The organism is Tritonibacter multivorans (genome assembly GCF_001458415.1).
Classification (GTDB): domain Bacteria; phylum Pseudomonadota; class Alphaproteobacteria; order Rhodobacterales; family Rhodobacteraceae; genus Epibacterium; species Epibacterium multivorans.
Genome location: NZ_CYSD01000042.1, coordinates 442467 through 465270, shown reverse-complemented (window position 1 = coordinate 465270; position 22804 = coordinate 442467). Strand labels below are relative to the sequence as shown.

Sequence of the window (22804 nt, the reverse complement as noted above, 5' to 3'; positions counted from 1 at the left end):
GGGCGCGCTTTGTCTTTGATTTCAGGTCAGAAAACTCAGATTTCGTCCAGCTCGCTGTCCCAATAGAGATAATCCATCCAGCTTTCGTGCAGATGGTTTGGCGGGAACTTCCGGCCCATATTGCGCAGCTCTTCGGCGGCGGGCCGACGGGGGGGTTTGCGCAGCGACATGCCTGCGCGGTGCAGCGATTTGGACCCTTTTTTCAGGTTACATTTGGAACAGGCCGCCACCACGTTTTCCCAGCTGGTGATGCCACCCGCCGCGCGGGGCACCACATGGTCAAAGGTCAGATCGCCCTTGGCGCCGCAGTACTGGCAGCTGAATTCATCCCGCAAAAACAAATTAAAGCGCGTGAAGGCCACGCGCTTTTGAGGTTTCACATAGTCTTTCAGTACAACAACAGAGGGTATTCGGATCTCTGTCGAGGGGCTGCGCACAACCTCATCATACTCTGCCACAATGGCCACCCGATCCAGCCAGGCCGCTTTCACCGCGTCCTGCCAGGGCCATAGAGATAGAGGATAATAGGACAAGGGGCGGTAATCCGCGTTCAGCACCAGCGCCGGGTGTTGTTTCAGTGCGCTTGGTTCGCGCACAAATTCAGTCCTAAAGTCTCCGTCCATGGAACGTCTTCCTCGCCCTGCTATCCTCAAGTGAGGTCAGAGCGGGGAACCCGCCCCAACTTATATACAACTATATATCGTGGTCGACGCCTGACAAGCCCCAAGGCGCCACCAGATGCTGTGGGGATAGGATGATTCCATGACAAGTGCGTAACATTTATCCACAAGGGGGCCGCGCGCGGGGGGCTTGCGCTGCATATTGCCAACACTGGCCCCAGCCCCTAAGGCAGGGTCATGACATCCGCGCCCAGATTGATCCGATTTAACAAACCCTTTGACGTCCTGCCGCAGTTCACCGACCGCAGCATGGAGGGAAACCCGCGTCCGACGCTTTCGAATTTCATCGACTGTCCCGGCGTCTACCCGGCCGGCCGTCTGGACCGCGACAGCGAAGGTTTGATGCTATTGACCAACACTGGACGGTTGCAGGCGTGGATTTCGGACCCGAAACACAAGCTGGCCAAGACATATTGGGTGCAGGTCGAAGGGGTGCCGGATGACACAGCCCTAACCGCCTTGCGTCAGGGGGTGGAGCTGAAGGACGGGCTGACCCGCCCGGCCAAAGCGCGCATTATCGACACGCCCGAAGGGCTCTGGGCGCGCACCCCGCCAATCCGCGAACGCAAGGCGATCCCCACCACTTGGCTAGAGCTGCAAATCACCGAAGGCAAAAACCGACAGGTGCGCCGGATGACGGCTGCGGTGGGCTGTCCGACCCTGCGGCTGATCCGCTATGCCATCGGCTCCTGGACCCTGGACGGGCTGGCGCAGGGCAAATGGGATGATCTGGAGCCGCCGCGCGTGCCCGGTCCGCCCAAGCCGTCAAACAAACCCCCGCGCCGCCCCAAGACGCCGCGCAAGCCGCGCGCGCAGGATGGTGCGGCCAAAGCCCCTGCAAAAGGTGACAGGAAGCCACGCCACAAGTAAGTTTGAGGGATGAATAGCAAACCATCCTCTCCAACCGGCGTCCTAGAAGCCGCGCTTTATGTCGATGACCTTGACGCGGCGGCGGCTTTTTATGGCGGTGTCTTGGGGTTTTCGCAGATCCAGCGCGTTGGCAACCGGCATATCTTCTACCGCGTCGGGCCATCCGTTTTGCTGCTGTTCAACGCGGATGAGACCGTGAAGCCACCGGGCAACCCGGCGCTGCCGGTGCCGCCCCATGGGGCGCGAGGTCCGGGGCATTTGTGTTTTTCGCAAACACGGGATGACCTGATGGCCATGCGGGATCATCTGATCGCGATGGGCATTGAGATCGAAGCAGAGTTCGACTGGCCCAATGGGGCCAGATCGGTTTATGTCCGCGACCCTGCGGGAAACTCGGTCGAGATCGCAGAGCCGCGGCTGTGGGATTTCTAACGCGTTAACAGAACCTTACAGGCTCAACTTATCGCGCATAAAGGCCAGCGCCACGCCCAGCCCATCGGGGTCAATGCCGTGGCCGGTGCCCTTCATAATATGGGCAAAGACATCGCGGAAGCCTGCCTCTTGCAGGGTCTCTGCGGCCTCGGGCAGCGATTGCGGCGGCACCACATCGTCTTGGTCGCCATGCACCAGCAGGATCGGCATTTTGCTGACCACGTCGTCCTTGAACGTGTCGGGCGACAGCAGACGGCCCGAGAAGGCAACAATGCCCGCAATCGGATCTTCGCGGCGCGGGGCGACATGCAGACTCATCATTGTGCCCTGCGAGAAGCCAAACAGAACCACCTGTTCGGGCAGCACATCTTCGTCCACCATCAGCGCATCGAGGAAGGCGTTCAGGTCTTCGACGGCGGCGTTCATGCCGCGCATGCTTTCTTCCTCTGACGATCCATCGATCCACGGGATCGGGAACCACTGATAGCCCATCGGCGCGCCGGCACAGGCCTCGGGCGCATCGGGGGCGACAAAAAGCGTATCGGGCAGATGTTCGGCCAGCGGGTCGGCCAGCCCCAGCAGGTCAGCGCCATTGGCGCCATAGCCATGCAGAAACACCACAATAGAGCGGGTATCGCCGGAGAGCGGCTCTTTGCGCCCGGCGGTCAAAACACGTGTCATCGGATCCCTTCCCTGTCCTTTGCCACCCGGTAATAGGCCCAGAGCGCACGCGCTGCAACCGACCTCCAAGGGCTCCAGTCTTCGGCCATCTGGCGCAGCGCGCGTTCTTTGGGGCGTTCGGGCAGATCAAAGAGGATCCGCGCCGATTCCTGCAAGGCCAGATCGCCGGGGGCAAAGACGTCGGCGCGGCCCAAAGAGAACATCGCATAGATCTCGGCGGTCCAAATGCCGATGCCTGAAACTTTGGTCAGGGTCTTCATGATCTCTGCATCAGCCATGTCGCGCAAGGCATTGAAATCAATGCCTTCACCTGCCAGTGCGCGGGCGTATTTCATCTTTTGGCGGCTCAAGCCCGCGCCGCGCAGATCGTCATCGGTAGCGGCCGTAATGGCCTGAGGCGTGGTCAGCCCTGCGTCCTGCATCCGGCCCCAGATCGCGGCCGCCGAGGCAACGCTGACCTGCTGGCTGACGATCGCACTCAAAAGTTCGGCAAAGCCGTCGGGTTTGCGGCGCAGCGGCAAAGGACCGGTCAGCGCCAGCGCTTGGGCAAAGCGGGGCTCGTGGTTTGCCAGCCATGCTGCCCCTTCGGCCACGCAGTCGGGGGTTTCTATAATTCTGCCAATCCTGGACATTCTGTTCTGCTGTGCCTCATCACGAATTGTACGGTTACGAACATCATGCTTGCCGTAAGCCTCCGGCGCAATTACCGCTTTGCCTATGACCACAGTTGACGCCCCCACACCCGATGATCGTACGGCCACCCGCAATGTTGCCATCCTTGTTCTGGCGCAGGCCTTTCTGGGCGCGCAGATGCCGATGCTGTTCACCATTGCCGGGCTTGCCGGGCAATCGCTGGCGTCGAACCCCTGCTGGGCGACCTTGCCGATTTCGCTGATTGTGGCGGGGTCTATGGTGTCGGCCACGCCCCTGTCCGCGATTATGCAGCGCTGGGGCCGCACCGTGGGCTTTGTCATTGGCGCCATGGGCGGCGCGCTTGGTGGGATTATCGGGGCTTATGGACTATATTTAAATTCCTTCCCGGTGTTCCTTCTGGGCAGTTTTTTCACTGGTATCTATATGTGTTCGCAGGGGTTTTTCCGCTTTGCGGCTGCCGACACCGCCTCCGAAGATTTCCGGCCCAAGGCGATTTCCTATGTGATGGCCGGGGGGCTTATCAGCGCGATCATTGGCCCGCAGCTGGTCAAGGCCACGACGGATGCCTATGTGATCCCCTTCTTTGGCAGTTATCTGGCGGTGGTGGTAATCAATGTGGTCGGCGCCCTGTTGTTTGCTTTCCTGCGCATCCCCGCGCCTGCGGCACCGGGCGCGGATGCCCCCAAAGGGCGCAGCCGGACAGAAATGCTGAGAACCCCGCGCATTGCCGTGGCGATTATCTGCGGCATGGTGGCTTATGCGTTGATGAACCTGGTGATGACCTCAACCCCGCTGGCGGTGGTTGGCTGCGGCTTCACCCAAGGCAATGCGGCGGATGTGGTGACCTTCCACGTGTTGGCGATGTTTGTGCCCTCGTTCTTTACCGGCCATCTGATCGCGCGCTTTGGCGTGGAAAAGATCATGGGCGCGGGCATTCTGATCCTCGGCGCTGCGGGCGCTGTCGCGCTGCAGGGGGTGGATCTGGCGAATTTCTTTGCCGCCCTGATCCTGTTGGGGCTGGGCTGGAACTTTGGCTTTATTGGCGCAACAACCATGCTGGCCAGCGCCCACACGCCCGAAGAACGCGGCCGTATTCAGGGGATGAACGACCTGTTTGTCTTTGGCGGCGTGACCGTTGCGTCGCTGGCTTCGGGAGGTCTGATGAACTGTTCTGGTGGGTCGCCGATCGAGGGCTGGACCGCCGTCAATATGGCGATGGCGCCCTTCCTGATGCTGTCGGGCGGTGCCCTGATCTGGCTGGTTCTGCGCCCGCAGGAAAGCCGCGCCTAACCAACGAAAAAGGGGCCTCCTGAGGCCCCTTTTTGTTTACCAACGTCCAAATGTGCTGCGCAGCAAAAGGCTGCTGCGTTTTCGAAACTCGCTCAGTCCCAATGCACCTTCGGCCACGCGCTGTGGTTCGCGTTCGGCCTGCGCCAGAATGGCGTCAGCCTGCCAGCCGGCAAAGAGCGCAGGGCGGGCCTCGGGCGAGATATCCGCGCGCCGTCTGCGGGCCGCGCGGAGCCGGACGCGGGCTTTGGCCGCAAGGGCGCGGACGTCATCAGGTGACCCATCCAACAGCGGCACGCGGTGCTGGGCTTCCAGCTCGGGGATTGCCGCCAGATAGCGTGCCACCCCTGCCCCATAGGCAAAATCGCGCACGACGGATTCTTCAGCCCTGCCCAGACCCGCTGCCGCCATCCACATCAGCCCGCCAGAGGTCGCGTCGATATAGGCGTCAAAGGCGGCTTCATCCGTATGCGGGTCGCGGTAGATGTCCCAGCGGCGTGCCTCGGCCATTGCATCAATGCACGACGCTGCCGCCGCAGGCAGCAAACGCCCCAGCGGCGTTGCAACAAAGTGCCGTCGGACGGGACGCTGTTCTGCGATTTCCGCACCCACATCGCGCCACCACTGCACCCGCATTTCGGCGATCATGCTTTCCTGACTGGCCCAGGGCGCGCGCGACAGTTCGAGGTTGAAGGCATAAAGCGCAAACAGAAACGGACGCGCCTGAACCGGTGCGGCCATCACGGATTGAAACCGGTCCGCATCGCCTTTCTGGACGGCTTCGGCGCAGGCGATCAGGTCGTCGTCAAACTGCACGCTCAGGCCTCGGTGCTGTCGTGCAGAAGTTTCCAACGGATCGCATCCAGCAGTGCCTCGAACGAGGCATCAATGATGTTTGCACTGACACCGACGGTGGACCAGCGGCGGCCATGATTGTCTTCGCTGTCGATAATGACGCGGGTGATCGCCTCTGTGCCGCCTTGCGTGATGCGCACCTTGAAGTCGACCAGACGCATGTCCTCCAGAACGCTGGAGTATCGCCCCAGATCCTTGATCAACGCGCGCGACAGCGCGTTGACGGGGCCGCGATCGTTGCGGTCCTCGTCCAGCGATTCACTGACCGACATGTGTTTTTCGCCGTCCACATAGACAACAACCACCGCCTCGGACTGGGTGTAATACTGGCCGCTGGCGCCTTTGCGCCGTTCCACCGTGACCTTGTAGCGTTCAATATCAAAGAACGAAGGACACAGGTTCAGCTCTTCGCGCGCCAGCAGTTCAAAAGAGGCCTGCGCGGTGTCATAGGCGTAACCCTGTGCCTCGCGCTCTTTGATCTGATCCAGAATGCGCGCCAGTGCGGGGTTGCCCTTTTCGACGCTCAGTCCCGCTTCTTTCAGACGTTTGATCAGGTTCGACTGACCGGCCTGATTGGACATGGGGATAATGCGCGCATTGCCGACCTCGCCCGGATCGATGTGTTCATAGGTCGACGGATCCTTGAGGATCGCGCTGGCGTGCAGACCGGCCTTATGGGCAAAGGCGGATGCGCCCACATAGGGCGCCTGTTTGGTCGGCACCCGGTTCAGAATGTCGTCCAGCGTGCGGCTGAGCTGCGTCAGACCGGTCAGCGCCTCGGGCTTTACGCCGGTCTCAAACTGGCTTTTGTAGGGCTCTTTCAGCAACAGTGTCGGGATCAGCGTGGTGAGGTTCGCGTTGCCGCACCGCTCGCCCAGGCCGTTCAGCGTGCCCTGAATTTGGCGCGCGCCAGCCTCCACAGCGGCCAGCGAACAGGCCACCGCCATTTCCGTGTCATTATGCGTGTGAATGCCCAGGTTTGCGCCGGGAATGCCGGCCGCGATCACCTCTGCCACAATCCGCGATACCTCGGATGGCATGGTGCCGCCATTGGTGTCACACAGGACAATCCAACGGGCGCCCGCCTCGAGCGCCGTGCGGCAGCAGGACACGGCATAGTCGGCATTGTCCTTGTAGCCGTCAAAGAAATGCTCCGCATCAAACAGCGCCTCGCGCCCCTGCGCGCGGATATGTGCGATAGAGGCGCGGATATTGTCGAGGTTCTCTTCGAGCGTGATGCCAAGCGCGGCGGTCACATGGTAGTCATGGGATTTGCCAACCAGACAGACCGAAGGTGTGCCTGCATTCAGCACCGCCGCCAGCACCTCGTCATTTTCTGCCGACCGCCCGGCGCGTTTGGTCATCCCAAAGGCGGTGAGCGTCGCCCGCGTCTGAGGGGCTGTTTCAAAAAACGCGCTGTCGGTGGGGTTGGCGCCGGGCCAACCCCCTTCGATATAGTCCACACCTAGGTCGTCAAGCGCCTGGGCAATGACCTTCTTTTCGTCGGTCGAGAACTGCACGCCCTGGGTCTGCTGCCCGTCGCGGAGCGTGGTGTCATATAGGTACAGTCGCTCCATCAAAGCGCGTCCAGTTTCGCCATATCAAAGCCCGCACCGGGCACCAGTTCGACCCCGGTTTTGGACATGCGCACCTCGAGCCCTGCGTCTGTGAAGGCGGCTTTCAGGCGGTCGACCTCGGAGAAGTCTTTGCTTTCCATGGCGGCCTGACGGGCGGCAAACAGTTGCGCTTCAAACCCGGACAGATCGACATTGGGGCCTTCGGCCCATGCGCCCAGTTCCGGGGTCAGAAGCCCCAGCAGATTGGCCGCCGCCAACAGACCTGCGGCGTCGCCTTCGCTGGCCATTTTGTGCAGCTCAGTGATCGCACCGGCCGTGTTGAGGTCATCAGACAGCGCGTCTAGGACCGCGGCAGCCGCGGTGGCAGAGGGTTCGACGCCCTCTGTCAACGCCCGCCACTTGCGCAGGGTTGCTTCGGCCTCTTTGGCTTTTTTGTCGGTCCAGTCCATCGGCTTGCGGTAATGGGTCTGCAGGAACACCAGTCGCACCACCTCGCCCGGATAGCCCTGATCCAGCAAATCGCGCACGGTGAAGAAATTGCCCAGCGATTTGGACATTTTCTTGCCTTCGACCTGCAGCATTTCGTTGTGGATCCAGAACTTGGCAAAATTGCCATCCGGATTGGCGCAACGGCTCTGGGCGATCTCGTTCTCATGGTGCGGGAACATCAGGTCGTTGCCGCCGCCGTGAATGTCAAAGGACTGGCCCAGCAGTTCGGTGCTCATGGCCGAGCATTCAATGTGCCAGCCCGGACGCCCGCGGCCCCAGGGGCTGTCCCAACCGGGCAGATCCGGCGTCGAGGGCTTCCAGAGGACAAAATCCATCGGGTTCTTTTTATAGGGCGCAACCTCGACACGGGCGCCAGCAATCATGTCATCGACCGAACGGCCGGACAGTTTGCCGTAGTCTTCGCGCCAGCTGTCGACCGAGAACAGCACATGGCCTTCGGCCTCATAGGCGTGGCCCTTCGCCATCAGCACTTCGATCATGTCGATCATCTGGGTGATGTAGTGGGTCGCGCGCGGCATCACATTGGGTTCCAGCGCGCCAAGCGCGCCCATGTCCTCGAGGAACCAGCCAATGGTCTGTTCGGTGATCTCGCTGATTTCGCGGCCCGTTTCTGCGGCGCGGGCGTTGATCTTGTCATCGACGTCGGTGAAGTTGCGCGCATAGGTGACGTGATCCGCCCCATAGGTTTCGCGCAGCAGACGATAGAGGATATCAAACACCACGACGGGGCGCGCATTGCCAAGATGGGCGCGGTCGTAAACGGTTGGGCCACAGACGTACATCCGCACATTCTTGGGGTCGATCGGCGTAAAGACATCCTTTTGACGGGTTGCCGTGTTGTGCAGTTTGATCGTCATATCAGCTCCTGTCGACGACTGTGTGATCTCCCGGCGCGACTTGGTATGGGCGCACGCCTGCCCTGCGCTTGCGCAGCGGGCTTAGCAGCTTGTCTCGGAGTGTAAAACGACGAAAGGCGCAGCCCGCTGAACGTGTCAGCAGGTAATACAGCAAATAATGCAGAGGGAAATCTGGTTTTCGATCCGTTTCATGGCGCCTGACTAGCACGAAGCAGCGACCCGGCCAAGGGCTTTGCCGCAGAAAACCGCTTTTGGCCGGGATGTTAAATCAGGCAGGCTTGCGCCTCAGAACCGAAAGGCGGCCCGAAGGGTCACACGGTTGTCGCGCCCAAGGTTGCTGTGGCCGTCTGCCTCCCCCCGCAAAAGCGCACCGCTGAGGTCCATGCCCTCCCCCAGTGGCACCTGAAAGCCAACGCCAAGGGTCATGGGTTCCTGCTCAAGCGTCTGGGTGGTGACATGGAAATAGTCGCTGTCGTGGGAAGCTGCGTCATCGTCATAGAAGGTGCTGTTGCCGATCCAAAGCCGCAGGCTGCGCGTCTGGGCGACGGGGCGTTGATTGAACACCCGTGCCTCATTTTGGAAAACACCATAATCGGCGTCCGGATCGGCCTGCGGTGTGTCATTTATCAGCGGGGTTTGCGCCAGCGTGTTTTGAAAGTCTGAAACCTGTGACGATGGATTGAGGGCCAGCGCGCCAAATTCGCCAAGCCAGGCCCGGCCCCAGCCTTCGGCCTCAGCCGGGCTATTGCTGAGCGGTGCAACCACACATGCGGCCGCCACGGCAAGACCGGCAAATTGTTTGCCAGAGCGGCCTCTGCTTGCAGGGGCGAGAGTGGGCGCCCCCAAAGTTTCACCAGAGATCGACATAGTTCACGTCCTTTAGACTTCTGCGCCTTCAGCGCGGTTCATTCGCCCCCGAACCCGGCTCTGCATTTTGCATAACCGCAATCTACAAGAGAGATTGCCTCCTTTTGGTTAATTTGAGAATGCTGATTTTATGATTTAAAACAGAACTTTGCGCCAAGTTCTTGAGAATTTTTAATCAAGTTTTAGGGAGTATTTTAACCATCTTGTTACCCCCCGCTCCGCCAGCGGAAAATTTGCAGGCGCAAAGGCGTATCTGGGATGAATCTTGGCGACTTTCGAATGAAAAATGTCGCTTTTCGACAAAAAGTCGGTTTTGAGCGGGACAGAACAGCGACTCGCGGCGAACCTATACGCAAGGAGGAGCTGCATGCAGAACGTGGAGTGCACTGTCGTGATCGTTCTACGCACCATCGGTGCGATGCGCGGCCGTGCGGCCCGAGGTCGACCAAGTCAGAGTGAAACCCGCTGAACATCAGTTTTCACTCAACTTTAGGATTCCCTTATTCATGACCGATGCCTCTCCTGCTGCGCGCACGCGCAAAGGCGGACGCACTGCCCGTCGCGTTGCGCGTCAGGCTGCGCCTGCACCCGAACAATCCCCTATTTCGCCCGGCCTTCAGGGTGGGCTTTACCGCCCGCTGAGCGACAGCGAAGTCCAGTCCATTCACCATGCCGCGCTGGAGCTGTTGGAAACCGTGGGCCTGTCCGGCGCGCCGCAGTCTGGCGTGGACCTGCTGACCGCCAAGGGCTGCACCTATGAAGACGGGCGTCTGCGGTTCCCGCCCTCGCTGGTTGAAGACACGCTGGCGATTGCCAACCGCACGCCCGTGCTCTGCGGGCGGGATCCCAAAAACGACCTCGATTTGTCCGGCACACGAGTTCATTTCGGCACGGCTGGCGCCGCTGTGCATATGGTCGAGGTCGACGGAAAAACCTATCGTGACAGCACCTTGCAGGATCTTCATGACGCCGCGCGCCTGTGCGAGGCGCTTGAAAACATCCATTTTGTCCAGCGCCCAATGGTGGCCCGCGATGTGCACGACAACCTAGAGATGGACCTCAATACCGTCTACGCTTGCTGTGCGGGCACCCATAAACACATTGGAACCTCTTTCACCGAACCGCATCATGTGGCCCCGGCGCTAGAGATGCTGCATATGATTGCCGGCGGCGAGGATGCCTGGCGCGACCGCCCCTTTGTCTCCAATACCAACTGCTTTGTGGTGCCCCCGATGCGCTTTGCCACCGAAGCCTGCGAGGTCATGGAGGAATGCATCCGTGGCGGCATGCCGGTTCTGCTGCTGTCGGCTGGTATGGCCGGTGCAACCGCGCCGTCGACCATTGCCGGGGCGATTGTGCAGTCGGTGGCGGAATGTCTGGCCGGGCTGGTTTATGTCAATGCATTGCGCCCGGGGCATCCGGCGGTCTTTGGCACCTGGCCCTTTGGTCTGGACCTGCGGACCGGGGCAATGACAGGTGGATCGGGTGAACAGGCGCTGCTGACCGCGGGTTGCGCGCAGATGCACCGCTTCTATGATCTGCCCGGCGGCGCGGCGGCTGGGATTTCCGACAGCAAGCTGCCCGACATGCAGGCCGGTTGGGAACAGATGTGTTCCAATGTCATGGCCGGGCTTTCGGGGCTGAATATGGTCTATGAGGCCGCAGGCATGCATGCGTCGCTTTTGGGGTTCTGCCACGAGAGCCTGATTTTGGGCAATGATATGCTGGGTCAGGTCCAGCGCTGCGTGCGCGGCATTGAGGTCAACGACGAAACCCTTTCGGTCAAGGAAATCGCCGATGTCTGCCTGTCGGGCACCGGCCATTATCTGGGCACCGAACAGACCTTGGCGCGGATGCAGAAGGATTTTGTCTATCCCACGCTCGGAAGCCGCTCTTCTCCAAAGGAATGGGAGGAGAAAGGCAAGCAGGAGCTGCTGCCAAAGGCCCGCGCGCTGAAGGAAGAGCTGCTGGCGAAACGGTCGCCTGCCCGGTTCCCCGCTGATCTGGATGCGCAGCTGCGGGCAAAGTTCAATATCCACCTGCCGCAATAGCGGCCCAAGGATTTGCAGACAGAAAAAAACCCCCTCGGGGACTCGAGGGGGTTTTAGTTTCGCCGATCAGGCTCGTTCTCGTTGACTGCCCTACGTTTTTTTGCCTGGTCCTTCACGGCGTATGGGGCAAGCGCACCCGCCCCAGACTTGGTTCAGAAGGCCCGCCCGACAGTGGACGGCTTCCGATATCGTCGGGAGGTGGCGTTGCGGGCCGCCCTCCCTACGCGCCCCGTCTTAGGCGCGGTTCTGGATCGGCGCAGGGGTGGTATCCCCTTGCGCCGACATGCCTTAGCTACAGCCCGAGGTCGCGCCGCAGGTGTTGCACTTCATGCAGGTGCCATTGCGCACCAGCGTGTAGTTCCCACATTCGCCACACGGATCGCCTTCGTATCCCTGCATTTTGGCCTTGGTGCGGGCATCCATTCCGGTGGGCGCTGGTTCGTTGGTTTCGGGGACCAGGGTTTGTAGCGCTTGCACCGGATCGGTGCCGTTTGTGGGTACATCAAGGTTGCCTTGCCCGCCTTGCAGCACCATCAGGTCCTGCGGCAGACGCTTGCGCAGATAGCCGGTGGAGGAAATCTGCTTGAGCACATGCAGCGATTTTGTCGCCGCGCTGTCGCTGACCTCGGAGAGGTTGGCGAGACCTTCTTCTTCGCCGCGGCCCAGATCATCAAAGCTGGCGCCTTCGGGTTTCACATGGGCCAGATCGGTGCGGTCCAGATAGGACACGGCCAGTTCGCGGAACACGTAATCCAGGATCGAGGTCGCGTTCTTGATCGAGTCATTGCCCTGCACCATGCCGGCCGGTTCGAACTTGGTGAAGGTGAAGGCATCGACAAATTCCTCGAGCGGCACACCGTATTGCAGGCCTACGGACACGGCGATGGCGAAGTTGTTCATCATCGCGCGGAAGCCCGCGCCTTCCTTGTGCATGTCGATGAAAATCTCGCCCAGCGTGCCGTCGGAGTATTCACCGGTACGCAGGTACACCTTGTGACCACCCACTTGGGCCTTTTGCGTGTAGCCCTTGCGCCGTTGCGGCATCTTTTCGCGGTGGCTGCGAACGATTTCTTTGACGATGACCTTCTCGATCACTTTCTCGGCGATCACTGCGGCCTTTTCGGGGACCGATCCGGTCTCTAGAATTTCTGCGGCCTCATCGTCGTCTTCGACCAGAGCTGCGGCCAGCGGCTGGCTGAGTTTCGAGCCATCGCGATAGAGCGCATTGGCCTTCACCCCCAGCGACCAGGACAGCTCGTATGCTTTCTGGCAATCCTCGATCGAGGCGTCATTGGGCATATTGATGGTCTTGGAGATCGCCCCCGAGATAAACGACTGTGCCGCCGCCATCATGCGGATATGGCTGTCAACGCTCAGATAACGTTTGCCTTTTTTGCCGCAGGGGTTGGCGCAGTCAAAGATTTTGTAGTGCTCGGGCTTCAGATGCGGCGCGCCCTCGAGGGTCATGGTGCCGCAGACGTGGTCGTTGGTCGCCTCGATGTCCTGCTTGGTGAACCCAAGGTGGCGCAGCAGGTCAAAGGTCGGGTCCATCAGTTTCTCGGACGGGATGCCCAGAACCCCGGTGCAGAACTCTTCGCCCAGCGTCCACTGGTTAAAGACAAAGCGCACGTCAAAGGCGCTCTCCAGTGCGGCGTCGATTTTCGACAGCTCTTCGGGGCCAAAGCCGTGGCCGGTCAGCGAGGTGTGGTTGATCCCCGGCGCATTGCCGATGGAACCATGGCCGACCGCGTAAGACACGATCTCGGCGATCTCTGCGGGGCCATAGCCCAACCCTTCGAGCGCGGCAGGCACCGAGCGGTTGATGATTTTGAAATAGCCACCGCCCGCAAGCTTCTTGAACTTCACCAGTGCAAAGTCAGGCTCGATCCCCGTCGTGTCGCAGTCCATCACCAGACCAATGGTGCCGGTCGGCGCAATCACCGTGGCCTGCGCGTTGCGATAGCCGTGTTCTTCGCCCAGGGCGACGGCCTTGTCCCAAGTGGTTTTGGCCAGCTCGGTCAGCGACAGATCCGGGCAGTTCACCTGATCCAGCGGAACGGGGGTGACGGTCAGACCCTCATAGCCCTCTGCCTCACCATAGGCGGCAGTGCGGTGGTTGCGCATGACGCGCAGCATGTGGTCGGCGTTGTTGGCATAGCCCGGAAACGCGCCCAGCTCGCTGGCGATCTCGGCCGAAGTTGCATAGGCCTCACCGGTCATAATGGCGCTGATCGCACCACAGAGCGCGCGGCCTTCGTCACTGTCATAACCAAAGCCCAGGTTCATCAACAACCCGCCGATGTTGGCAAAGCCCAGACCCAGCGTGCGGTAGTCATAGGACCGCTGCGCGATTTCCTTGGACGGGAACTGCGCCATCAGCACCGAGATTTCCAGCGTCAGCGTCCACAGACGGCTGGCGTGGACAAAGTCTTGCGCCTGAAACTGGCCGTCCTGCAGGAAGGTCAGCAGGTTGAGCGAGGCAAGGTTACAGGCCGTGTCATCAAGGAACATATATTCCGAGCACGGGTTCGATCCGCGGATTTCCCCATCTGCCGGGCAGGTGTGCCATTCATTGACGGTGTCGTGGAATTGAATGCCCGGATCAGCGCAGGCCCACGCGGCGTGGCCGACCTTTTCCCACAGATCGCGCGCCTTTACGGTCTTTGCAATCGAACCATCCACGCGGTTGGTCAGCTCCCAATCCGCATCCTTTTCGACCGCATGCAGGAAGGCATTGGTCACCCGGATGGAGTTGTTGGAGTTCTGACCAGACACCGAGGAATAGGCCTCACTGTCCCAATCAGTGTCATAGGTGGGGAATTCGATGCTGTCATATCCCTGACGGGCATAATCCAGCACGCGTTTAATATAAGTCTCGGGGATTGCGACCTTTTTGGCTTCGCGCACCGCCTTCTTCAGCGAGTCGTTTTCGCTGGGATCATAGGCGTCCTCAGCCAGACCATCCCAGGACCGGATCGCCTCGAAAATTCCGTTCAGCATCTTCTCGTGCATTTTGGAGCCCGCGACGATGGACGCCACTTTCTGCTCTTCCAGCACTTTCCACTGAATGAAGTCCTCGATGTCCGGGTGATCGGCGTCGACAATGACCATCTTTGCCGCGCGGCGCGTGGTGCCGCCGGATTTGATCGCGCCGGCTGCCCGGTCGCCGATCTTCAGGAATCCCATCAGGCCCGAAGATTTGCCGCCGCCAGACAGGCTTTCGCCCTCCCCGCGCAGATGCGAGAAATTGGTGCCGGTGCCAGAACCATATTTGAACAGACGCGCCTCGCGGACCCAAAGGTCCATAATGCCGCCCTCATTGACCAGATCATCCTCAACGGACTGGATAAAGCAGGCATGGGGCTGCGGGTGTTCATAGGCGCTGTTGGATTTGGTCAGCTTGCCGGTCTTGTAGTCCACAAAATGGTGGCCCTGCGCCGGGCCATCAATGCCATAGGCCCAGTGGATGCCGGTGTTGAACCACTGCGGCGAATTGGGTGCGGCCATCTGCGCCGCCAGCATAAAGCGCATTTCATCATAGTAGGCGCGCGCGTCTTCTTCGGTGGTGAAGTAACCGCCCTTCCAGCCCCAATAGGCCCAGGCGCCGGCCAGACGATCAAACACCTGCTTCGAGGAGGTCTCGCCGCCGATCTCGACCGAACCGTCGGCCGGAACAGAGCGCCACAGGAATTCGGGAACGCCTTTTTCGCGCACTTTCTTCAGGCTGGACGGGATACCAGCCTTGCGGAAATATTTCTGCGCGATCACATCGCTTGCGACCTGGCTCCAGGTTTCGGGAACTTCAATGCCGTCCTGGTGGAACACAATTGTACCGTCGGGGTTTCGGATTTCCGATGTCGCCTCAACAAAAGTGAGAGAGGCATAGGCGTCCTGCCCGGCTTTGGTAAATTTGCGTTCGATTTTCATAGCAACGCTATTCCTTGGCTGTCCCGTTTTTATCCCGCAGGCCCCGTTTTGGCGCTGCTTTGCCCGTTAGACCAAGGACAAAAACTTCCGCGTGTCGACGCATGGCATGCGCCAGACAACGTGCCCTATCTAAGGGTTTGTTTCGCTTGATTTTTTGATCTCGGCCTTGGGGTTTTCACGCAACTACATACAAGATGTTGTGTGATCCCCGTGAGCATCTACAATTTGACGTATCTGACCATATACGGTCAACGCCAAATTTTGTCTTTTATCCCGTTATTTTTTGTTGACCTCGGGAAATCGAGGTGTCGCATGGGTTTGCGCGCAAAAGCCCCCAAAAACAGATTGTCGAACCCGGATCGGCTGGCGCTGCGTGCTCTTCTCAAAAATTGGCTGTGCTTGCAAGCAGTTGGTTGGAACTCTTTGCCGGCCGCCCGGCGGTCTTGCGGGTTTTATCTTTCAACGTTCGTTGAAATAACGCGTCGCGTTGACGTTTGGTCACGGCGCAAGCACATCGCAAATCACTGCGTAAAAATCCATCGGACCCCCGGCAAAGACACATCAGAACGCCGCCGCCGTGTTAACAATGGTTGCGAAGGTCTTAACGCTAGATCTTGGGGGTCTCGTGATCTTAAGACTTCGGCGCGATTTCGCGCCATGCCCCGCCTGACATCCCCCACAGGCAAAGCGGCCGCGACTCGCGTCGCACTGCCGTTACTGCCAACTTGTGTGGAGATGGTCGGGGCGGCGAGATTCGAACTCACGACCCCCTGTACCCAAAACAGGTGCGCTACCAGACTGCGCCACGCCCCGGACCATGGCGTGGTATTAGACAGTTCGTTCGGGAATGAAAAGCCCTAACATGGCCAAATTGCATGATTTTGAGGAAAACTTTTGTGCCGCATCTGCGCACCGGCCCGAATGCCGAAATCTTTGCTCAATCCGCCATTGATTTCGAGCACCGCAAAGATGTTGTCGCCGCCCGGAATGGCGGTCAAATCACCGGGAACGGCATTTTCGTGGATGCGGACCACCTCACCCCGGACATCAACAAACAACATATCCAACGGGATCAATGTGTTCTTCATCCAGAACGACACCGGCTGCGGGGTTTCATAGACAAACAACATGCCCGCCATGCGCGGCATGCTGGCGCGATGCATCAGCCCCTGCGCGCGTTCATCGAAGGTGTCGGCGATTTCAACATTGAACTGAAGTTCGCCAAAATCGCCCCGAACCGAGACTTTGGACACAGAACAGGGGCCCGCAAAGGCCCCTGATGCGCCGCTCATGAAGAGGGCTGTCGCGAGGAGGCTGCGCCACCCCGTATGTCGGAGACGCCGCAGCATCAATCCTCGTATTCTTCGTCGACCGCCGCTTCCCATGCGTGGACTTCCACGGCAAGACGTCCGCGTTTGCCATCGATCACCCGCATGGCCAGCGCCTCGCCCGATTGCAGGTCGGACAGGCCGGACTGACGCAGCACTTCAACGTGCAGGAACACATCATCGTCGCTGCCGAAGATATTCGCAAAACCAAAACCCTTGGCCTTGTCAAACCACTTCACGCGCGCCGGTTCCAGCGGGGAATCCAGGTCTTCGATATCCAGATCGGCAAGATCGGACAACACAGGTGTGTCGTCGCGTTCGGGCGGCGTAATCGAGATGATTTCAACCGCCTGTACGCCGCGATCCGTACGATGGGTCACAACTTCAATGCCCGCACCATCCGCAACAGAGCTTTGTCCAAAATTACGCAGCACATTAACGTGCAACAGGATGTCTGGACCGCCCAAATCGGACAGAATGAAGCCATACCCTTTCGCAGGGTCGAACCATTTCACTTGTCCACGGATGTGTTGCAAACTGCTCAGATCTTCCGCCACTTGCGATTACCACCGTATTCTTTTTCTTCGTGATGCCACTACCTGCGCGATTTTGTATAGGTAGTTCAAGAGCAAAAAACGACAAGATGCATCAGGAAATCCAAAATCTATGTCGTACATAAACAATAGCAAAGGCTTTTGCGTATGGCTTGCCACTTTTTGCACCTTTTATGATCTGTAATTCTATTTTTTACGGGTTAAGCCGGACAACGTCCCACGTCGCAGTGACGTCGGGTCGCGTCCAGCGAAAGCGATCATGCAGGCGAAACGCCCCATCGGCCCAAAACTCGATCTCGGTGGGCACAATGCGGAAACCGCCCCAAAACGGCGGGCGTTTGGGGTTTGGGCCCTGCTGCGCGGTCACTTTGGCCACTTCTGCCATCAGCGCGCCACGACTGGACAGCGGCTGCGACTGCTGCGACGCCCAAGCGCCAAGTCTGCTTTTCAGCGACCGGCTGGCAAAATAGGCATCCGCCTGCGGCCCGTCCTCGCGGGTCACATGGCCGCGTACCCGTACCTGCCGACGCAGAGATTTCCAGTGCATCACAAAGGCCGCCGCGCCAGCACTGTCGAGCTCTTGTGCCTTGGCGCTGGTGTAGTTGGTGTAGAACACAAAGGCCGCGTCTTCGATGTCTTTCAGAAGAACCATCCGCGCATTGGGCATGCCGTGCGCGTCCACGGTGGACAGGGCAATGGCATCGGGGTCGTTGATTTCAGTTTCGCGGGCCTCTTCCAGCCAGCGGCGTGCGATGACAAAAGGGTCATCGCCTGCAAAAATTCCGTCACGCTCTGACATTGGGCCTCTTTCAACTAGAATGTCGACTTTTCCGCAAGCTAGTGCGCCAAAGCGGCCACAACAAGCCCCTCTGCCCTTGAAGCAATTTACTGGGCGTACTAAAGGAGCTTAAATTAACCGATCACAGGCGGAGAACCTGCATGACTAGTCAACTCATGGCTGGCAAACGTGGCCTTATCATGGGCCTGGCCAATGACAAATCGATTGCCTGGGGCATTGCCAAGGCTTGTGCCGACGCGGGCGCAGAGCTGGCGTTTTCTTACCAGGGCGACGCACTGAAGAAACGTGTGGACCCGCTGGCAGCAAAACTGGGCAGCGAAATCGTCCTGCCTTGCGATGTGTCCGACGAGACCTCTATTGATGCGCTGTTTGCGTCGCTCGAGGAAAAATGGGGCAAGCTGGACTTTGTTGTTCACGCCATTGGCTTCTCGGACAAGAACGAGCTGCGTGGCCGTTACGTCGACACCAGCCGCGACAACTTTGCGATGACCATGGATATTTCCGTGTTCTCGTTCACCGCGGTTGCACAGCGCGCAGAGAAGATGATGAGCGAAGGCGGCTCGCTCTTGACCCTCACCTATTATGGTGCCGAGCAGGTGATGCCGCATTATAATGTCATGGGCGTGGCAAAGGCGGCGCTTGAGGCGTCGGTCAAATACCTGGCCGAAGATCTGGGCAAAGACGGCATTCGCGTCAACGCGATCTCGGCCGGTCCGATCAAGACACTGGCGGCCTCTGGCATTGGCGATTTCCGCTACATTATGAAGTGGAACGAATACAACTCGCCGCTGCGTCGCAATGTGACCATCGACGATGTGGGCAAATCCGCGCTTTATCTGCTGTCTGACCTGTCCTCGGGTGTCACCGGCGAAAATGTCCACGTGGATTCGGGCTATCATATTGTTGGCATGAAGGCGGTCGATGCGCCTGATATCGACAAAGGCTAAGAGGGAACACGCGTTATGAGCTCTAAAGACACCCGCCTGCCCCATGAGAAGGGCTTTCACATCTCTTGGGACCAGATCCACCGTGACAGCCGTGCCCTGGCATGGCGTCTGGATGGCAAAGGCCCCGATGATGGCGCCTGGCGCGCAATCGTCGCCATCACCCGTGGCGGCATGGCGCCTGCGATGATCGTTGCGCGCGAACTGGATGTGCGCACCGTCGACACCATCTCGGTCAAATCCTACCATTCGGGTGGTGGTGCCGCAGACCAGCGCCGCGAAGCCGAAGTGCTGAAAAGCCCGGATGCGGATCTGATGGGCGACGGCACTGGCGTTCTGATCATCGACGATCTGGTCGATTCCGGCAAAACGCTGGAACTGGTGCGCGAGCTGTATCCGAACGCGCATCTGGCCACCGTCTATGCCAAACCACAGGGCGAGCCGCAGGTTGATACCTTTATCACCGGCGTCAGCCAGGACACCTGGATCTTCTTCCCCTGGGATATGGCCCTGCAATACGTAGAGCCCTACCGCGGCAAGGACTAAGGTCCACGCGATGTGATTTGAAAGACGCGCTCCGGTCGGGGCGCGTTTTTTTGTGCGTGGCTCGAGGCTTGTGGGCGGCCCTGGTGAAATCCGGCTTGCCAGCGGGCAGGTTTCGCGACCTAATGCGGGCAGTCGCTTTCTCAGGTTGCAACAGACAGGATTTCCAGACATGTCCGCGCCGCGCCCCACGTCCCGCACCGAAGCCACCTTTGCCTCCCCGATTGTGGAGAGCCGCCGCTGGCTGCAGGAGGCCCAACTGCCCGAGGGGCTGGCGCTGTTGAACCTCAGCCAGGCCGCCCCCGCCGACCCGCCGCCCGAAGGGCTGCGCCGGGCGCTGGCAGAGGCTGCGATGAACCAACCCAACGCCCATCTTTATGGCGCGGTTCTGGGCCGAATGCCCCTGCGCGCGGCGCTGGCGCGGCAGATGACCAAACATTACGCGGCTGAGGTTTCCTCGGATCAGGTGGCCATCACCTCGGGCTGCAATCAGGCCTTTGCCGCAACCCTGTCCAGCCTCTGCACCGAAGGGGATGAGGTGATCCTTCCAACCCCTTGGTATTTCAACCACAAAATGTGGCTCGACATGCAGGGGATCAATACGGTTCCGCTCAAGGTGCAGGACAATATGCTGCCCAATGTCGAAAGCTGCGCGGCGCTGATCACCGACCGCACGCGGGCGATTGTGCTGGTGACGCCGAACAACCCCTGCGGCGTGGAATACCCGGACGGGCTGCTTGCGCAGTTCTATGACCTTGCGGCGGCGCGCGGCCTGACGCTGATTGTGGATGAAACCTACCGCGATTTCGACAGCCGCTCTGGCCCGCCGCATCAGTTGTTCGCTCGCCCTGGGTGGGACAACACGCTGGTGCATCTTTATTCGTTCTCCAAGGCCTATCGCCTGACCGGGCATCGCGTCGGCGCCATTGCAACTGCGCCCGCGCGGTTGCTGGAGATTGAAAAATTCCTCGACACGGTCACCATCTGCCCGTCGCAGCTGGGTCAGATTGGCGCGGAATGGGGGCTGGAACACCTTGGCGACTGGCTGGCCGGTGAGCGGGACGAAATTCTCGCCCGTCGCGCCGCGATCGAGTCAGGCTTTGCCCCATTGGCAGCGCGCGGCTGGCGGCTGTTGGGGGCTGGCGCCTATTTCGCCTATGTCGAACACCCGTTCCACCACAATTCCACCGCCCTTGCCCGCAGGTTGCTGAACGAGGTCGGCGTGCTGATGTTGCCCGGCGCGATGTTTGCCCCGCGCGATGACGCCGATGCCCCACGCCAGTTCCGCATTGCCTTTGCCAATGTGGACCGCGCAGGCATCCAAGAGGTGCTGCGTCGCCTCGCCGACTTCACCCCTTAATCTCAAAGGAACACGCGGGATTGATGGGCGCATTGGGCAATCACAGCCCTTGGTCGCTGCGACAGAACTTGCCCCGCCCCCTCGTGTGTCCTATGCACTCTCAGGAAGATTTCCGCAGACTGCGCCCCGCGCCCCGGCCCATACGCCCGGCAAAGGGCGCCAGCCTGCACAAGACATAAGGGCCCTACGGCATGAAGAACCTCTCGAAGAGCTTTATCTGGATCCTGATGGCGCTGCTCATCGTCGGCTTGGCCGGCTTTGGTGTAGTGAGCGGCTCGGGCGCCAACCGCACTGTTGCCAGCGTCGGCGACAGCACCGTCACTGTAGAGGATTACGGCCGCGCCCTGCAGCAGGAGCAACGCGCCCTGCAGGCCCAGAGCGGTCAGGCCCTGCCCCTGCAGCAGCTGGTTGCGCTGGGTCTGGACCGTGCGGTTCTGTCCCGCCTGGTGACCACTGCGGCGCTGGACAATGAAATGGCAAACGTCGGCCTGTCCATTGGCGACGAAGCCCTGCTGAGCCAGATCGCCCAGATTCAGGCGTTTCAGGATATCTCGGGCAAATTCGACCGCGAGGCCTATGCCTTTGCCCTGCAGAACGCAAACCTCTCCGAGGCGGAATTTGAACGTGACATGCGTCAGGAAGCGGCCCGTATTCTGGCACAGGGCGCGATCATGACCGGTGCGGAAATGCCCGCAACGCTGGGCAAAACCATGACCGACTATATCGGCGCGCGCCGCAGCTTTACCTATGTGCCGGTGACGGACGCAGATGTGGCCCTTGCCACGGTTGAGCCGACAGATGCAGAGCTCAAGGCCTTCTACGACGCCAATATCGCCGCCTTCACCCTGCCTGAAACCAAGGAAATCACCTATGTGATCCTGCGCCCCGAAGCCCTGCTGGACAGCGTAGACGTCGACGCCGAGGCTCTGCGCGCGCTGTATGAGGACCGCGCGGATCAATATCAGGTTCCCGCCCGCCGTCTGGTAGAGCGTCTGGTGTTCCCATCCGAAGACGCCGCACAAAGCGCCATGGCGAAGCTGGATGCAGGCGACACCACCTTTGAGGCACTGGTCACCGAACGTGGCCTGAGCCTTGGCGATATTGACCTTGGCGATCTGGCGATCGACGGTCTGGGCGAGGCCGGCGACGCGGTGTTCGCCGCCGAAGTGGGCAGCGTTGTTGGCCCGCTCCCGTCCGAATTTGGCCCTGCCCTGTTCCGTGTGAACGGTATTCTGGACGCCCGTGCGACCTCTCTTGAGGAAGCCGAAGCAGAGCTGCGTGACGAGCTGGCCGCAGACCGTGCCCGCCGCGTTATTGAAGCGCGCGCAGAGGACATTGATGACCTGCTGGCGGGGGGCGCCACGCTGGAAGAACTGGCCGAAGAACAAGAGCTGGAGCTGGGTCAGATCGACTGGAACAGCGAAAGCACCGATGAGATCGCCGCCTATCAGGGGTTCCGCGAAGCCGCGACAGCTGTGACTGTCGATGATTTCCCGCAAGTGGCCTTCCTCGAGGATGGTTCGTTGTTTGCGCTGCGCCTGAACGCCGTGCTGCCGCCCCGCCCCGAAGCCTTTGAGGACGCCCGCACGGCGGTTGTTGCAGCCTTCAAGGCGGATCAGCTGGATCAGGCCATTTTTGCCGCCGCCCAAGCGCTTGCCAATGACACCGCTTTCACAGCCGCCAAAGATGCGCGCGTTGAAACCGGCCTGCGCCGCACCGCCTATATTGACGAAACCCCGGCCGAGTTGCTGAACGCGGTGTTCGAAATGGACCTGGGCGACCTGCGCGTTGTCTCTGATCGCGACGCCACCGTTGTCGTGCGTCTGGACGAAATTCTGGCCCCGGAAGCAAACGAAGAAATGACCTTCCTGGCGGATGCGCTGTCTGAGCAGTTGAACCAAAGCCTCGCGACCGAACTGTTTCAGGTCTACGTCGAAGCGCTGCGCGCCAAGACCCCGCCGCAGGTCAATGGCCAGGCCGTCGAAGCGGTCCATGCCTCTTTCCACTAAGTCGCCCGAAACGGCGGAA

The 22804-nt window shown here is 60.1% G+C and carries 19 protein-coding genes and 1 tRNA gene; 8 read left to right on the top strand and 12 right to left on the bottom strand.

The window, feature by feature from the left end; genetic code table 11:
• Positions 1-35: 35 nt before the first annotated feature.
• Complete coding sequence (locus TRM7557_RS17955) at positions 36-623, bottom strand: HNH endonuclease (RefSeq protein WP_058291577.1); 588 nt, start codon at positions 621-623, stop codon at positions 36-38.
• A gap of 234 nt (positions 624-857) precedes the next feature.
• On the opposite strand from TRM7557_RS17955, the gene TRM7557_RS17950 reads away from it, so the two are divergent.
• Both TRM7557_RS17950 and TRM7557_RS17945 read left to right on the top strand, forming a co-directional pair.
• On the top strand, positions 858-1550 hold the full coding sequence (locus TRM7557_RS17950; protein ID WP_058291576.1) for a pseudouridine synthase: 693 nt from the start codon (positions 858-860) through the stop codon (positions 1548-1550).
• 9 nt (positions 1551-1559) lie between these two features.
• Positions 1560-1982 (top strand): VOC family protein, encoded by a 423-nt coding sequence (locus tag TRM7557_RS17945; RefSeq protein WP_058291575.1) that lies wholly within the window; start codon positions 1560-1562, stop codon positions 1980-1982.
• A 15-nt stretch (positions 1983-1997) separates the two neighbouring features.
• Here TRM7557_RS17945 and TRM7557_RS17940 read toward each other — a convergent pair whose 3' ends face one another.
• Positions 1998-2663, bottom strand: coding sequence for an alpha/beta hydrolase (locus TRM7557_RS17940; protein ID WP_058291574.1), 666 nt, complete (start codon positions 2661-2663; stop codon positions 1998-2000).
• Positions 2660-3295 carry a DNA-3-methyladenine glycosylase family protein gene (locus TRM7557_RS17935; RefSeq protein ID WP_058291573.1) on the bottom strand — a complete coding sequence of 212 codons (636 nt, stop codon included), beginning with the start codon at positions 3293-3295 and terminating at the stop codon, positions 2660-2662. The genes TRM7557_RS17940 and TRM7557_RS17935 overlap by 4 nt, the downstream gene beginning before the upstream one ends.
• Positions 3296-3380: 85 nt before the next feature.
• Between TRM7557_RS17935 and TRM7557_RS17930 the strand changes: the two genes are divergently transcribed.
• Positions 3381-4607, top strand: coding sequence for an MFS transporter (locus TRM7557_RS17930; RefSeq protein ID WP_058291572.1), 1227 nt, complete (start codon positions 3381-3383; stop codon positions 4605-4607).
• Between the two features lie 36 nt (positions 4608-4643).
• On the opposite strand, the gene TRM7557_RS17925 is transcribed toward TRM7557_RS17930, so the two are convergent.
• The 4 genes from TRM7557_RS17925 to TRM7557_RS17910 form a co-directional block, all read right to left on the bottom strand.
• Positions 4644-5420 carry a squalene/phytoene synthase family protein gene (locus TRM7557_RS17925; RefSeq protein ID WP_058291571.1) on the bottom strand — a complete coding sequence of 259 codons (777 nt, stop codon included), beginning with the start codon at positions 5418-5420 and terminating at the stop codon, positions 4644-4646.
• Positions 5421-5422: 2 nt separating this feature from the next.
• Positions 5423-7036, bottom strand: a complete 1614-nt coding sequence (cimA, locus tag TRM7557_RS17920) for a citramalate synthase (RefSeq protein WP_082626648.1) — start codon at positions 7034-7036, stop codon at positions 5423-5425.
• Complete coding sequence (cysS, locus tag TRM7557_RS17915) at positions 7036-8403, bottom strand: cysteine--tRNA ligase (protein WP_058291569.1); 1368 nt, start codon at positions 8401-8403, stop codon at positions 7036-7038. The genes cimA and cysS overlap by 1 nt, the downstream gene beginning before the upstream one ends.
• Positions 8404-8688: 285 nt before the next feature.
• Positions 8689-9270, bottom strand: a complete 582-nt coding sequence (locus TRM7557_RS17910) for a hypothetical protein (RefSeq protein WP_058291568.1) — start codon at positions 9268-9270, stop codon at positions 8689-8691.
• Positions 9271-9776: 506 nt separating this feature from the next.
• Here TRM7557_RS17910 and TRM7557_RS17905 point away from each other — a divergent pair.
• Positions 9777-11321 (top strand): trimethylamine methyltransferase family protein, encoded by a 1545-nt coding sequence (locus TRM7557_RS17905; RefSeq protein ID WP_058291567.1) that lies wholly within the window; start codon positions 9777-9779, stop codon positions 11319-11321.
• 288 nt (positions 11322-11609) lie between these two features.
• On the opposite strand, the gene TRM7557_RS17900 is transcribed toward TRM7557_RS17905, so the two are convergent.
• From TRM7557_RS17900 to pdxH, 5 genes are all read right to left on the bottom strand, one after another.
• The gene (locus TRM7557_RS17900) at positions 11610-15248 is read right to left on the bottom strand and encodes a vitamin B12-dependent ribonucleotide reductase (protein ID WP_058291566.1); all 3639 of its coding nucleotides are present in this window, start codon (positions 15246-15248) and stop codon (positions 11610-11612) included.
• A 736-nt stretch (positions 15249-15984) separates the two neighbouring features.
• Positions 15985-16061 (bottom strand) — tRNA-Pro (locus TRM7557_RS17895).
• Positions 16062-16105: 44 nt separating this feature from the next.
• The gene (locus TRM7557_RS17890; protein WP_328586557.1) at positions 16106-16501 is read right to left on the bottom strand and encodes a DUF192 domain-containing protein; all 396 of its coding nucleotides are present in this window, start codon (positions 16499-16501) and stop codon (positions 16106-16108) included.
• 95 nt (positions 16502-16596) lie between these two features.
• The gene (locus TRM7557_RS17885) at positions 16597-17133 is read right to left on the bottom strand and encodes a cold-shock protein (RefSeq protein WP_058291564.1); all 537 of its coding nucleotides are present in this window, start codon (positions 17131-17133) and stop codon (positions 16597-16599) included.
• Positions 17134-17323: 190 nt separating this feature from the next.
• A complete protein-coding gene (pdxH, locus tag TRM7557_RS17880; protein ID WP_058291563.1) occupies positions 17324-17929 on the bottom strand; it encodes a pyridoxamine 5'-phosphate oxidase in 606 nt (201 codons plus the stop codon).
• A gap of 140 nt (positions 17930-18069) precedes the next feature.
• Between pdxH and fabI the strand changes: the two genes are divergently transcribed.
• From fabI to TRM7557_RS17860, 4 genes are all read left to right on the top strand, one after another.
• Positions 18070-18876, top strand: coding sequence for an enoyl-ACP reductase FabI (gene fabI, locus TRM7557_RS17875; RefSeq protein WP_058291562.1), 807 nt, complete (start codon positions 18070-18072; stop codon positions 18874-18876).
• 15 nt (positions 18877-18891) lie between these two features.
• On the top strand, positions 18892-19419 hold the full coding sequence (gpt, locus tag TRM7557_RS17870) for a xanthine phosphoribosyltransferase (protein WP_058291561.1): 528 nt from the start codon (positions 18892-18894) through the stop codon (positions 19417-19419).
• A 169-nt stretch (positions 19420-19588) separates the two neighbouring features.
• Positions 19589-20776, top strand: coding sequence for an aminotransferase (locus TRM7557_RS17865; protein ID WP_058291560.1), 1188 nt, complete (start codon positions 19589-19591; stop codon positions 20774-20776).
• 191 nt (positions 20777-20967) lie between these two features.
• Positions 20968-22785 (top strand): peptidylprolyl isomerase, encoded by a 1818-nt coding sequence (locus TRM7557_RS17860; RefSeq protein WP_058291559.1) that lies wholly within the window; start codon positions 20968-20970, stop codon positions 22783-22785.
• The last annotated feature ends 19 nt before the right edge of the window (positions 22786-22804 follow it).

Coding starts and splice junctions, on each gene's coding strand:
- TRM7557_RS17955 (WP_058291577.1), bottom strand. CDS start 623: ATGGACGGAGACTTTAGGACTGAATTTGTGCGCGAACCAAGCGCACTG.
- TRM7557_RS17950 (WP_058291576.1), top strand. CDS start 858: ATGACATCCGCGCCCAGATTGATCCGATTTAACAAACCCTTTGACGTC.
- TRM7557_RS17945 (WP_058291575.1), top strand. CDS start 1,560: ATGAATAGCAAACCATCCTCTCCAACCGGCGTCCTAGAAGCCGCGCTT.
- TRM7557_RS17940 (WP_058291574.1), bottom strand. CDS start 2,663: ATGACACGTGTTTTGACCGCCGGGCGCAAAGAGCCGCTCTCCGGCGAT.
- TRM7557_RS17935 (WP_058291573.1), bottom strand. CDS start 3,295: ATGTCCAGGATTGGCAGAATTATAGAAACCCCCGACTGCGTGGCCGAA.
- TRM7557_RS17930 (WP_058291572.1), top strand. CDS start 3,381: ATGACCACAGTTGACGCCCCCACACCCGATGATCGTACGGCCACCCGC.
- cimA (WP_082626648.1), bottom strand. CDS start 7,036: ATGGAGCGACTGTACCTATATGACACCACGCTCCGCGACGGGCAGCAG.
- cysS (WP_058291569.1), bottom strand. CDS start 8,403: ATGACGATCAAACTGCACAACACGGCAACCCGTCAAAAGGATGTCTTT.
- TRM7557_RS17910 (WP_058291568.1), bottom strand. CDS start 9,270: ATGTCGATCTCTGGTGAAACTTTGGGGGCGCCCACTCTCGCCCCTGCA.
- TRM7557_RS17905 (WP_058291567.1), top strand. CDS start 9,777: ATGACCGATGCCTCTCCTGCTGCGCGCACGCGCAAAGGCGGACGCACT.
- TRM7557_RS17900 (WP_058291566.1), bottom strand. CDS start 15,248: ATGAAAATCGAACGCAAATTTACCAAAGCCGGGCAGGACGCCTATGCC.
- pdxH (WP_058291563.1), bottom strand. CDS start 17,929: ATGTCAGAGCGTGACGGAATTTTTGCAGGCGATGACCCTTTTGTCATC.
- fabI (WP_058291562.1), top strand. CDS start 18,070: ATGACTAGTCAACTCATGGCTGGCAAACGTGGCCTTATCATGGGCCTG.
- gpt (WP_058291561.1), top strand. CDS start 18,892: ATGAGCTCTAAAGACACCCGCCTGCCCCATGAGAAGGGCTTTCACATC.
- TRM7557_RS17865 (WP_058291560.1), top strand. CDS start 19,589: ATGTCCGCGCCGCGCCCCACGTCCCGCACCGAAGCCACCTTTGCCTCC.
- TRM7557_RS17860 (WP_058291559.1), top strand. CDS start 20,968: ATGAAGAACCTCTCGAAGAGCTTTATCTGGATCCTGATGGCGCTGCTC.